Source organism: Frigoribacterium sp. AP1, assembly GCF_056680555.1.
Map to the genome: position 1 here is coordinate 999,112 of NZ_CM155288.1, position 11,840 is coordinate 1,010,951.

An 11,840-nucleotide genomic window follows, 5' to 3' on the forward strand; every position below is an offset into this window, starting at 1 on the left:
CAAGAGTCCGCCGACGATCGTCACATGTTGTTCATCCGGCGCGTGGCGGTCGACCGACGAGGCGGCCGGTGAGCGCCCGCCGAGAAGGACCGACCGCCCCGCCTCAGTCGGCGATCAGTCGCTTCCCCATGCCGAACGCGTCGTCGACCGAGTACCCCAGGTGCTCGTAGAACGCCCGCACCAGCTCGTTGCCGGTGCGCACCTGGACGTTCGCCTTCGGGCACCCCATCGCCTCGAGCAGCCGCTCCACCTCGGCCATGAGCTGTCGGCCGAATCCCTCGCCCTGGCGTTCGGGCTCGACCGCGACGTAGTAGACCCAGCCACGATGGCCGTCGTAACCGGCCATGGCGGTCGCGACCAGCGCCTCCTCGGGGTCGACGCCGACCAGGAACAGCTCGCGCTGCACCGTCAGCTTGCGTTCGATGTCGCGTCGCGGGTCGTTCCACGGGCGGGTCAGCCCGCAGCGCTCCCAGAGCGCCACGACGGTCTCGGTGTCGGCCTCGTCGAAGGGTCGGATCTTCATGCTCCGACCCTGCCAGACCCGACGGACCGAGGAGGCGCGGTGCCGGTCACCACGGCCCCGCACCCCCTCAGGGCCGTCGCGTTAGGGTGGGTCGTCGTCCGAGCCGCGGGCGCAGGGAGGGGCCCACCCGTGACCGATGCTCGCCGACGTCTCGCCGTCCTGGGGTCGCCGATCGAGCATTCGCTGTCACCGGTGCTGCACCGCACGGCGTACGAGCACCTCGGGTTGCTCTACGACTACGACCGCGTCGAGGTGGCTTCGGGTGGTCTCGCCGACTTCGTCGGGGGCCTCGACGCGAGCTGGCGCGGACTGAGCCTGACGATGCCGCTCAAGCGCGAGGTGCTGCCCCTGCTCGACACGGTCTCGCCCCTCGCCCGGCGCCTGGGCGTCGCGAACACCGTGGTCCTCGACGACGACGGCCGACGCCACGGGCACAACACCGACGTCGACGGCATCGTCCGCAGCGTCGAGGGCTTCCACGACGCACGACCCGCCGCGGCCACCATCCTCGGCGGGGGCGCGACCGCCCTGTCCGCCATGGCCGCCGCCTGGGAGCTCGGCGCCCGGTCGTTCTCGATCCACCTGCGCAACCCCATGCGGGCCGGCGAGCTGACCTCCCTGGCCGCCGAGCTGGGTGCCGACGTGATGGTCGCCCCGCTCACCGAGCTGCCCTCGCTCGGCCCGTTGGACTTCGTCATCAGCACGCTGCCCGGCGGGGCCGCGGACGACCTGCACCTGCGTCCGACCAGCGGCTCGTCGGTCCTCTTCGACGTCGCGTACGAGCCCTGGCCGACCCGCCTGGCGTCTCGCTGGTCGGCTGACGGCGGCATCGTCTTCAACGGTCTCGACATGCTCGTCGAGCAGGCGCTCGGCCAGGTGCGGCTCTTCTCCGGGCGGGCACAGGACGAGCCGGTGACCGACGAGGGCGTCCTGCGCGAGGCGATGCGCGCCTCCGTGGGCTTGCCGATCCGCGGCCGGTCGACGACCGACAGCGTGGCGGGCTGACGATGGCGACTCCTCTGCCGGTCTCGATCGGCCGGGTCGCGCTCGGCACCGGGCGGCCCGCGGTCTGCGTCCCGCTCGTGGCCCGCACCGCCGACGCACTGGTCGACGCCGCCTCGGCACTCGACACCCGGACGGCCGAACTGGTCGAACTGCGCATCGACTTCGTCGACGCCGCCTTCGCCGCGGCACCGGACCCCGACGGGCCCGTGCGCGCCGGCGCCCCGGCGACGGGCCCCGCCGACCTCGACCTGGTGGCCGACGTCGTCCGACGGGTCCGCGGCGCTCTCGACGCGGCCCTGCCGTTGCTCTTCACCCTGCGCACCGAACCCGAGGGGGGCGAGCGTGACGTCGCTCCGGCGACCTACGACGCCGTGCTGCGCTCGGCGATGGGCACCGGACTGCTGGACGCCGTCGACGTCGAGATGTACACCGACCCCGACCTGCTCGGCGGGCTCGTCGACACCGCGCACGACGCCGGTCTCGTCGTCGTGATGTCGTCGCACGACTTCAGCGGCACGCCCACGCAGGGCGAGATCGTGTCGCGCCTGCTCGAACAACAGGAGAACGGCGCCGACGTGGCGAAGTTCGCCGCCATGCCGTCCAGCACGGACGACGTGCTGACGCTGATGCGGGCCACGACCGAGTTCCGGGCGGGGGCCGGCATCGTGCCCGCGATCACCATGGCGATGGGGCCGCTCGGCGTCGTCTCCCGGCTTGCGGGCGAGACGTTCGGCTCGTGCGTCACGTTCGGGTCGGCGGGGGCGTCCAGCGCACCGGGCCAGCTGCCGGCGGCCGGGCTGCGGGCGGCGCTCGACCTGGTGCACGAGGCGCAACAGAGCTGAGGGCGTCGGCCCGGAGTCGGACCGGCATCGGACGGGGCCTCGATCGTCAGGGCTCCGGAGGCCCGACGCACGCAGGGTCCACCACCGGGAAACGAGCGACGGGCGTCGCTCAACGGGACCACCACGGCGGTCGGGCCCACCGGAGTGCGAACAGGTTAGCGGTCGGTGACCCGACCCCGGAACCCCCTCACGAACAGGCAGCGGCCGTACCCTCAGGCATGGACGAAGCAGAGATCGACGACCACGCCCGCCGACTCGTGACGGCTTTCGCCTTGCCCAGCAAGGTCGGCCGCCTGAACAGCCTGCGCTCGACCGACGAGAAGCGGGCGAAGTTCCGGGCCGGGCTCGGCCTGATGCCGTTCCGATCGGACCGCACCACCCGGCTCAGCCACGCCGACTCGTCACCGGCTGCCGTGCTGACCCGACTGCGCGACCTCGGAGCCGGCGAGCGCTGCGTCGTGTTCGAGGAGGGCAGGGAGTGGGCCGGCACCCTCGACGACGCGGTCGCCGCCGTGGTCGGGCAGGGCTACGGCGCCGTCATCTCGTGCCTGCCCGGCCGTCTGGGCTACGCCGAGTCCGAGTCGGGCGAGCGGCTCGTCCTGTCCCTCGACGAGTGATGCGGAGGCGGCCCCGGCGGTCGGTCAGGCCGGCCCCGGGTACTGCCGCTCACCGCCCGTGTCGAACCGCTCGCCCGAGGCGCGCGACGGCAGCAGCGACATGACGATCAGGGTCAGCCAGCCGAACACCGGCAGCAGGTAGAAGAGCACGTACCAGGCGGTGAAGCCCCCGTCGTGCAGGCGCCGCGACTGGAGCGCGAGGGTCGGCAGGAAGCTCACGACCGACCACAGCACGACGACGACGCCCTGGGGGTCGATGTAGGTCCAGTCGCCGCTGTCGCCCCCGGCCCAGGTCGACGTCCCGCCGCTGCCCGTAGCCCAGGCCTGCAGTGCTCCCTGGAACACGAGCGCGATGACGAACCACCACCAGTACTCGCTGCGGCTCGCCCGCCCGTGGAAGGTGGCATACTTCCGCCAGAACCGGACGACCGCGACCTTCGGGGTGGCGCGGTGGTACGGCTGGTCGAGGGGCACGGGGCCGGCGGCTCCGGTCATGGGATCTCCTGCGGTGTCGGGTGACGGGCTGCCCCATCCTCTCAGCGCCGTCGCCGCGTCGTGGCCGCTCGACGCGGCCCGTCGGTACTGTGGGGCCCGCCGACCCTCGCGTCGGCGCCGTCGCCCACCCGGGGCGGCGCCAGACGAAGGAGACCTCATGAGCATCGGCGGCGGAATCGCCTTGATCGTGATCGGCGCGGTCCTCGCGTTCGCTCTCGACTTCCAGGTCGCGGGCATCGACATCAAGCTGATCGGCTACATCCTCATCGCGGCCGGCGTGGTCGTGACCATCATCGGCATCGCCTTCGCGTCGCGCCGACGCTCGACGGTCTCCACGACCCGCAGCGCGGTCGACCCGGCCACGGGCGAGCGCGTCGAGCGTCGCTCGACGGACAGCGACCCGCTGGTCTGACCCGAGGGTCCCACGCGACCCGAGAACGCAGGAGGCGCGGTGCCGGCTGGCACCGCGCCTCCCGTGTGTCGGGGCCGGGGCGGCTAGAGCTGCACGCCGTCCTGGACGGACGCCGCACGGTGGCGACGACGCAGCACGAGGGCGGCACCGGTGCCGGCGAGCATCAGCGCGAGCAGCAGGGCGGGCAGCGCGTCGGAGCCGGTGAACGCCAGGGGGCCGCTTCCGTTGCCGGCCGTACCCGCGCCTCCTGCGCTCGTGCCGTCACCGGGCACCGCCGCGGGCGGGGTCGTCGGCGCCGGGGTGACGACCCCTTCGACGACCGCGATCGTCGCCGCCAGCGTCGTGCCACTCTGCGTGCCGGTCAGCGTGATCGTGTAGCTGCCGGGCTCGGTGGGTGCCGTGACCGTGTAGGTCGCGACGCCGTCGATCACGTCGGCGATGCCGAGGTCGGTCACCGTGCCGTCGACGTCGAGCGTGCCCGTGACCTGGCGGTCACCCGCGAGACCGGCGGTGCTGACCGGGAAGTCGGCACCGGGGGCGACCTCGGTCGGAGCCGAGATCGTCGCGGCGGCGCTCAGGCCGTCGAGGTCGCGGTCGAGCTGCAACGCGTTCACGATGGTGAAGAAGTTGTCGGTCTGGTCGATCAGGCCGACGACGTTCGCGGCGCCCGGGCCGTAGCCCGCGACGCGCAGCTGCGAGCCGGTGTGCTGTTGCGATCCACCGGCCGCGGCCGTGCCGTAGGCGATCTTCATCGTGGTCCCGTCGACCGTCGTCAGCGCGGTGCTGAGCGTGGCGGGCGGCGTCGAGTCGACGATCTGGCTGGTGTGGGCGTGGTCCGCCGTGACGATGACCATCGTGTTCCCGTCGGCCTTCGCGAAGGCGAGGGCGGACTGGACGGCCTCGTCGAGGTCGAGCACCTCACCGATCTGACCGCAGGCGTCGGCGCTGTGGTCGCGCTTGTCGATCGAGGCACCCTCGACCTGCAGGAAGAAGCCCTGGTCACCCGTGTCGAGCAGGTCGATCGACTTCTCGGTCAGCGACTGCAACGAGAGGTCGGTGCCCAGGCGGGCCGGGTTCGGCTGGCAGGTCTGCGGGGCCAGGTCGGCTCCGCCGACGGTCGCCGTGGTGGCGGCGTACCGGGTCGGGAAGTTGCCGTCGGTGAAGGTGCCGAGCACGGGCTGAGCCTGGTCGGCGGTCGTCAGCGCGTCGAGGCCGGCGGCGTCACGCACGACCTGGTAGCCGCGGTCCTGCGCCTGGGCGAACAGGGTGTCGCCCTGCCACTGACCGGCGCGGGCCGACTGACCGAACGAGGTCGCGCCTCCTCCGAGGGTGAGGTCGGCACGCGTGCCGATGATCTGCTCGCTGATCGAACCGAGGCCGCCCTGGTCGAGGGCGTCGGCACCGCACTGGGTGACGCTGTCGGGGCCGTAGCAGCTGCGCGCGGCGACGTGCGCGGCCTGGACGGCCGGGGTGGCGTCCTGCAGTTCGGCGGTCGAGACGTTGCCGGTCTTCTTGCCGTTGGCCTTGGCGATCTCGAGCAGGGTGTCCTGCGGGACGCCGTCGACGTCGACCGAGATGGCGTTGTCGTAGGTCTTGGTGCCGGTGGCCCAGGCGGAGCCGGTCGCGGCGGAGTCGGGCACGTAGTCGGGCTTGCCCTTGTTCGCGCCGTCCTTGTAGACCGAGTACGTCGTGTACTGGCCGGTCAGGGGCAGGGCGTCGATTCCGGGCAGCGTTCCGCCGGCGCCGTAGGCGTAGTTGCGCGCCGAGGTGATCTCGCTGTCACCCATGCCGTCACCGATCAGCAGGATGACGTTCTCGGCGGGCCCGGCCTCCACCGAGTCGAGCAGCAGCTGCGTGCTGTCGTCGATGCTGCGCGCGGCGCCACCGTTCTGGGCGACGTTCGCGGGGGTGGCCGCGAAGGCGGCGACGGGGCTGAGGGCGAGGGCGGCGACGGCGGCCGTCGCGACGACCCCCGTCGTCAGGGCCGCACGCCGGCGGTTCGGGGTGTTCTTCGACACGGTTCTGCTCCTGTGATCGTGATCGTGATCCGGTCGCCACGCGACGGAGTCGTCGCGGGGCGGGGATCAGCAGACTCCTGCCGGGTGGCCGCCACGTGAACGAGGCCGTGCGCGCAGGTGAACACCCTCGGATGAGGGCCACCGCCGGCCGGCGAGGGCGGGCGACCCGACGGGGCCAGCTGCGCCACGCGGACCCCCACGCCGCATGGACCGCAGCGACGCGCGGACCGCCGCCGACCTCAGCCGACCGTCGAGCGGAGCACCGACGATCCGTCGGGCCGGCGGCGCACCTCGACCCGGTCGGCGATGCGCTGCTTGAGCTCGTCGACGTGGCTGACGATGCCGATCACCCGCCCCGAGGCGCTCAGGCGCCCGAGCTCGCTCATGACGGCGTCGAGGGTGTCGGGGTCGAGCGAACCGAACCCCTCGTCGACGAACAGGGTGCCGAGCTCGAGCCCGCCGGCCTCGGCCTGCACGACGTCGGCGAGGCCGAGGGCGAGGCTGAGCGAGGCGTAGAAGGTCTCGCCGCCCGAGAAGCTGCCGGGGTCGCGGGTGGTGTCGGTGGTCGCGTCGCGGATGACGAGCGAGAGCCCGGTCTTGCGCGAGCGCGATCCGACCTCGCGTTCGTCGGACGACGCGAGCTCGTACCGCCCGCTCGACATGACCGACAAGCGCACGTTCGCCGCCGCCACGACCTCGTCGAACCGGCGCAGCAGCACGAAGGTGCCGAGCGTCACGCCCTTCACGTTCTCGCCGGTCGAGGCGCTGGCGAGGTTCGCCATGCGCACCACCGCCCGGGCGTGCTCGACGGCGTCGTCGGCCGCTGCCGTCACGGCCTCGAGGGCGGCCAGGGCCTGCCTCGTCCGCTCGGCCCGGTCGCCGGCCCGCGTCGCCCGGTCGGTGACCTCGTCGAGCTCGGTCTCGACCAGGCCGAGGGCCTCGACGGCCGACTCGACGTCCGCCGTCTCGTCGCCGGTCAACACGGCGACCTCGGGCTCGGCCAGCCCGGCCGCGACGATCGCCCGTTCGCGATCGTGAGCCGACACCCGCGCCTCGAAGGCGGCCAGGTCGCCTGCCTCGAGGGCGGCGTCGGCGACCTGGTCGACGTCGTCGAACCCGCTGCGCTCGAGGGCGGCCGCGAGCTCGGCGCGACGGACGGCCGCCGCGTCGGCGGCCACGTCGGCGGCGTCGAGGAGGGTCAGGAGGCGCGTGTCGCGTTCGACGCCGTCACCGACCGATGCGGTGAGCTCGGCGATCGTCGGGGCCCGACCGTCGAGCAGTCGCGCGATCTCGGCCTCGTCGACGAGCAGGGCGCGCCGGTCGGCGGCGACACGCTCGCGGCCGGTGGCGGCCCGCTCGCGGAGGTCGTCGAGCTCGGCCCGCAGCCGGTCGACGTCGCGGTCGTGTGCCACGAGGGCCGCGTCGGCCGCCGCGAGGGCGGTGCGGGCCCGCGTGGCCTCGGACATGCGCAGACCCAGCCGGGCCAACTCGCACTCGACGTCGTCGCGGGTCAGGTCGCCCAGGGCACGGCGGGCCTCGGCGACCCGCCCCTCGGCGGTCGCGTGCCGAGCGGCGGACTCGCGCTGACGCGCCTCGGCCGCACGTGCCGTCAGCGACGCGGCTTCGACCTGGTCGTCGGTGGGGTGCTCGGCGCCGGGAGACGCGGGGGCCGGATGCTCTCGTGATCCGCAGACGGGGCACGGGTCGCCGACGACCAGGCCCGCGGCCAGGTGGCCCGCCATGCCCTCGATCTGTCGACGGCGCAGGCCGGCCTCGTCGTCGAGGGCCCTTAGGGCCGCCGCGGAGTCGTCGGCCAGTCGTGCGGACGCCGCGTCGACGGCCCGACCGAGGGCGTCGAGGTCGTCGAGGGCGCGCAGACGGACCCGAGCCTCGGCCGTCGCCTGCTCGGCGGCGTCGAGGTCGGTCGACGTGTCGGCCAGGACCTCCCGCTCGCCGACCAGCGAGGACCGGACGGCGGGGGCCGCGACGAGGCGGTCGTCCAGCTCTCGGCGCCGCTCGTCGGCGTCGACGAGGGACTGCTCGGCCGCCTCGAGGGCTGCACGACGCCCGGGCAGGGCGCTCTCGGTGCGGGCCGCCTCGGCCAGGAGCGCGAGTTCGGCGAGCCGCGCGTCGCGACGCGCAGCGACGTCGGCTCGGACCGGGGCCCCGTCGACGGCGGCGGACCCGGCGCTCTCGCCGTCCGTGACGCCCCGGGTGGCCTCGGTCAGGCGGGACGCCGTGTCGCGCTCGGTCTCGGCCGCCCGCGTGACCGCGGCGAGGGCGTCGGTCACGGTCGCGGCTCGGGTCGCCGCGGCGACGCGCAGCCGGACCGTGGCGATCTCGGCGTCGCCCTCGTCGAGACGCGTCTGCCGGACGATCAGGTCGGCCCGTCGGTCGAGTGCCGCCTTCAGTGATCGCGCGCGATCGAGCGACCGTCGCGCCGTGTCTCGGGCCTCGACGACTCGTGACCGCCGGGCCGCCGTGTCGGAGGCCTCGGTCTCGAGAGCCCCGAGCACGGCCGCCGCACCGTCGGCGGCCAGAGCCTCGTCGAGGACGTCGGCGTCGAATCCGCTCGCCTCGAGCAGTCTCGCGCGGGCCAGCTCGATGTCTCGGTCGGCGGCGGCAACGGCGGCGTTGGCGACCTTGCGCCGTTCGACGAGTTCGGCCGTGGTCCGCTCGTAGATCTCGGTGCCGAACAGCGACTGCAGGACCTCTTTGCGTTTCTCGCCGGTCGAGCGGAGGAAGGCGGCGAACTCGCCCTGCGGCAGGACGACGGTCTGCACGAACTGCTGGCGCGTGAGCCCGAGGATGCGCGTGACCTCGGCGCCGGCCTCTTGGGCGCTGATCGAGACGATCTCGCCGTCGACGGCGTCGGGCGACGAGAGGCGCCACAGCTTCGCGGTCGCGTTCGCCGGCGTCGTGCCCGTGCCCCGCGCCTTCGGACGGCGGTACGCGGGCGTCCGGCGGATGCGGTGGACGCCCGCGCCGTTCTCGAAGACGAGCTCGACGAAGGGCTCGACGTCGGGTGCGGCGTGGTGGCTGCGCAGGCGGTCGGGCGTCGACGCCGAACCGGCGAGCCCGCCGTAGAGGGCGAAGACGATCGCGTCGATGATGGTCGACTTGCCCGAACCGGTGGGGCCCTCGAGCAGGAAGGTGCCCGAGGCGCCGAGCGCGGCGAAGTCGACGCTGTGCTCACCCGCGTAGGGGCCGATGGCCCGGAGCGTCAACCGGTGGAGGTTCATTCGCCGGCCTCGCTCGCCCGCGCGGCCTCGTAGGCGCCGCGCACCACGGCCAGCTCGGTCTCGCTCGCGGCCCCGCCGGAGGCGAAGGCGACGAATTCGGCCGCGACCTCGATCGGGTCGGACTCGGCCGTGACGGCGGCGAGCGCCGGGGCGTCGACCGCTCCGACGGGCGTGTGGTGGATCGCGAGGGCGTGCGGGAAGTGCTCGGCCACGCGCGTGTAGAGCCGTTCTGGGTGCACGGGATCGGTGACGAAGACCCGTAGCCAGGCGTCGCGCAGGTCGTCGTGCCGCCCGTCGAGCAGGGCGTCGAGGGTGTCGGTCACCTCGGCGAGTCGACGCGGCACGGGGGCCGGGACGAGGTCGACCGAGACCGAGCCGTCGGCGGCCAACTCGACGATCGTGGACGACTTGACCTGGTTCCGCTCGCCGAACGAGAACGCCAACGGCGAGCCCGAGTAGCGCAGGCGACCGGACGGGCCGACGCGTTGGGCACCGTGCAGGTGACCGAGGGCGACGTAGTCGACGCCGTCGAACACGGTCGACGGGACCGAGTCGACCCCGCCCACCCGGATGTCGCGCTCGCTCTCGCTGCGCTCGGGTGCGGTCGCGTCGTCGGCACCGACGGCGGCGTCGGCCTCGAAGGTGGCTTCGGCGTCGGCGTCGGGCTCGCGGTCGGCTGCGGGCCCGGCCACGACGAACGCGTGCGCCACCACGACGGACCGGGTGCCGGGCCGCCCGGCGAGGTCGTCGCGAACCCGCTGCATCGCGGCACCCACGACGGCCGCGTGCGACCGCGCCAGCGGCTCGTCGGCGCCGCCGGGCGCCAGCGACCGCCGGACGCTGTCGGGATCGAGGTAGGGCAGCCCGTAGAAGGCGACCGGCCCGTCCGGGTCGTCGACGACCACGGGCTCGTCGAGCAGGTCGACCGACGCACGCAGGTGCAGCCCGGGTCGCATCAGCTCGGCCGCGAACCCCAGTCGCACCGCCGAGTCGTGGTTGCCCGGCGTGACGATCACGGTGGCGTGCTCGGTCAGCCCCACGAGGGCCCGGCCGAGGAGGCGCACGCTGGGCACCGCGGGGACGGCCCGGTCGTACACGTCACCGGCGACCACGACGACGTCGATCGACCGGTCGGCCACGAGTCCCACCAGGTGGTCGACGAACGCCTGCTGGTGCTCGTGCAGGTCGACCCCGTGCAGCGTGCGCCCCAGGTGCCAGTCGCTGGTGTGCAGGATGCGCACGGAGCCCCTCTCGTGGATGTCGCGGTCGGTGCGGCAACGGGTGCCGGAGTCGGTGCCCCCGACTGTATCGGGGGCCTCCGACAGAGCCGGGCGCGCCTCCCCGGGTCCGACACCGCGCCTCCTCGGGACCAGCACCGCGCCTCCGGCCGGTCGCCGCCCGGCCCACGGGAGTGAGATGGTCAGATGCCCGCACACCACGGCGGGCCCGACGAGAGCGAGACCGTGAGCCACGACCCCCTGCAGCCCGACCAGGTCACCGCCCTGCGCCGTGAGGTCGAGGCACGCCTCGACGCGATGGTGGCCGACCTGACGACCTACGCGAGCCTCGAGACGCCGTCCGACGACGTCGACCTGCTCGAGGCGGGGCTCCGCTGGATCGAGGCCTGGCTCGGCGAGACCGTCGGACCGCCGGCCGACCGCCGCGTGCACGTCGTGGAGGGCTACGGCGACACGGTGACGCTCGACTACCCGTCGCCGTCGGGGTCGACCGAGTGGGTCTCGGCCCTGTGCCACTACGACACGGTGTGGTCCGAGGGCACGCTGGCCGGGTGGCCCGTGACGGTCGAGGGCGACCACATGACCGGCCCCGGGGTCTTCGACATGAAGTCCGGGCTGATCCAGCTCGGCAACGCCCTCGCGATCGGAGACCGCCTGGGGCTGCCCCGCCCGAACGTGCGCCTGCTGCTCAACGGCGACGAGGAGGTCGGCAGCATCGCCTCGCGCGAGGCGATCGAGCGCGAGGTCGGACGAGGAGGCGCGGTGTTCGTCTTCGAGTCCGCCGCCGACGGCGCCGTCAAGACTGCCCGCAAGGGCGTCGGCATCTTCGAGGTCGAGGCCTTCGGGGTCGAGGTGCACGCCGGCCTGCACCCGCGCTCGGGTGCGAGCGCCGTCGACGAGATCGCCCGCGTCGTCCTGACGCTCCACGCGGCCGCCGACGTCGAGGCGGGCACCTCGCTCAACGTGGGAGTGCTGCAGGGCGGCACCCGCACCAACGTCAAGGCCGGCTACGCCCGGGCGATGGTCGACGTCCGCGTCACCTCGTCGAGCGAGGCCGCGCGCATCGAGCGGGTCTTCGCGGGGCTCGCGGCGCACGATCCGGCCGCGACGCTGAAGGTCACCGGTGGCTGGAACCGTCCGCCGATGGAACGCTCGGCCGCGACCGGCGCCCTGTACGAACGCGCCGCCCGGGTCGCCGCCTCGCTCGGCTTCGAGTTGCGCGAGGTGTCGGTCGGCGGCGCCAGCGACGGCAACTTCGCCGCTGCACTCGGCCTGGCCGTGCTCGACGGGGTCGGCGGCGTCGGCGGCGGAGCCCATGCCCGCCACGAGTGGATCAGCGTGCACGGCATGGTCGAGCGCACCGAGTTCGTCGCCGCCCTGCTCGCCGACCTCGCCTGACCGCCGCCCTCCCCGGCGACCGACGCCGCGCCTCCGCCCGGACCCCACGA

The 11,840-nt window shown here is 73.9% G+C and carries 10 protein-coding genes; 5 read left to right on the top strand and 5 right to left on the bottom strand.

The features are described 5' to 3' along the window. Positions 1-103: 103 nt before the first annotated feature. Entirely contained in the window at positions 104-523 is a 420-nt protein-coding gene (locus AC1MBW_RS04810) for a GNAT family acetyltransferase (RefSeq protein ID WP_480025636.1), read from the bottom strand. Between the two features lie 129 nt (positions 524-652). Here AC1MBW_RS04810 and AC1MBW_RS04815 point away from each other — a divergent pair, with 129 nt between their 5' ends. The 3 genes from AC1MBW_RS04815 (at position 653) to AC1MBW_RS04825 (ending at position 2,987) form a co-directional block, all read left to right on the top strand. Beyond that, positions 653-1,528: a shikimate dehydrogenase gene (locus tag AC1MBW_RS04815; RefSeq protein ID WP_480025637.1), complete on the top strand. Its 876-nt coding sequence runs from the start codon at positions 653-655 to the stop codon at positions 1,526-1,528. 2 nt (positions 1,529-1,530) lie between these two features. Next, positions 1,531-2,370: a type I 3-dehydroquinate dehydratase gene (aroD, locus tag AC1MBW_RS04820; protein ID WP_480025638.1), complete on the top strand. Its 840-nt coding sequence runs from the start codon at positions 1,531-1,533 to the stop codon at positions 2,368-2,370. A 218-nt stretch (positions 2,371-2,588) separates the two neighbouring features. Then, positions 2,589-2,987: a hypothetical protein gene (locus AC1MBW_RS04825; RefSeq protein ID WP_480025639.1), complete on the top strand. Its 399-nt coding sequence runs from the start codon at positions 2,589-2,591 to the stop codon at positions 2,985-2,987. Positions 2,988-3,011: 24 nt separating this feature from the next. On the opposite strand, the gene AC1MBW_RS04830 is transcribed toward AC1MBW_RS04825, so the two are convergent. After that, a complete protein-coding gene (locus tag AC1MBW_RS04830; RefSeq protein WP_480025640.1) occupies positions 3,012-3,482 on the bottom strand; it encodes a DUF805 domain-containing protein in 471 nt (156 codons plus the stop codon). Positions 3,483-3,639: 157 nt separating this feature from the next. Here AC1MBW_RS04830 and AC1MBW_RS04835 point away from each other — a divergent pair, with 157 nt between their 5' ends. Then, a complete protein-coding gene (locus AC1MBW_RS04835) occupies positions 3,640-3,894 on the top strand; it encodes a DUF6458 family protein (protein WP_043593189.1) in 255 nt (84 codons plus the stop codon). A gap of 83 nt (positions 3,895-3,977) precedes the next feature. On the opposite strand, the gene phoA is transcribed toward AC1MBW_RS04835, so the two are convergent. The 3 genes from phoA to AC1MBW_RS04850 all read right to left on the bottom strand — a co-directional run bounded on the left by phoA (position 3,978) and on the right by AC1MBW_RS04850 (position 10,395). Next, positions 3,978-5,912: an alkaline phosphatase gene (gene phoA / locus AC1MBW_RS04840; protein WP_480025641.1), complete on the bottom strand. Its 1,935-nt coding sequence runs from the start codon at positions 5,910-5,912 to the stop codon at positions 3,978-3,980. 239 nt (positions 5,913-6,151) lie between these two features. Continuing rightward, complete coding sequence (locus AC1MBW_RS04845) at positions 6,152-9,154, bottom strand: AAA family ATPase (RefSeq protein WP_480025642.1); 3,003 nt, start codon at positions 9,152-9,154, stop codon at positions 6,152-6,154. Beyond that, positions 9,151-10,395 carry a metallophosphoesterase family protein gene (locus AC1MBW_RS04850; protein WP_480025643.1) on the bottom strand — a complete coding sequence of 415 codons (1,245 nt, stop codon included), beginning with the start codon at positions 10,393-10,395 and terminating at the stop codon, positions 9,151-9,153. The genes AC1MBW_RS04845 and AC1MBW_RS04850 overlap by 4 nt, the downstream gene beginning before the upstream one ends. Positions 10,396-10,578: 183 nt before the next feature. Between AC1MBW_RS04850 and AC1MBW_RS04855 the strand changes: the two genes are divergently transcribed. Next, positions 10,579-11,790: a M20/M25/M40 family metallo-hydrolase gene (locus tag AC1MBW_RS04855; protein WP_480025644.1), complete on the top strand. Its 1,212-nt coding sequence runs from the start codon at positions 10,579-10,581 to the stop codon at positions 11,788-11,790. Positions 11,791-11,840: the final 50 nt, after the last annotated feature.